1 protein-coding gene is annotated in these 275 nt (G+C 67.3%); it reads left to right on the forward strand.

Translation table 11 applies throughout. The annotated features are described in order from the left end of the window. Positions 1-275: autotransporter-associated beta strand repeat-containing protein (locus NPS47_RS25570; protein WP_274297465.1), on the forward strand; the 275-nt coding region annotated here is incomplete at both ends.

The raw sequence follows: 275 nt of genomic DNA on the forward strand, positions 1-275 counted from the left end.
GGCGCCTTCACCAAGAACGGCACGGGTACGCTGACCATCGCCCGGGCCAACAGTGCCAGCGGGGCGACCACGATTCAGGGCGGCGTGCTGAAACTGAGCGACGCTGACGGCGTTGGCACCGGCACGGTGAATATCGACACCGCAACGGGCAGTACGACGACCGGGCTGGAGTTGGCATTAGCCTCGGCCAGCAACTTCGATAACCTGCTGGCCGGTGCGGGCACGACCACGGTGAGCGGGGCGCAGGCCACGATCAGCGGCGCCAATGCGGCCTA

This window comes from Pseudomonas putida (assembly GCF_028682475.1).
In the GTDB taxonomy this organism is placed as follows: Bacteria; Pseudomonadota; Gammaproteobacteria; order Pseudomonadales; family Pseudomonadaceae; genus Aquipseudomonas; species Aquipseudomonas putida_AG.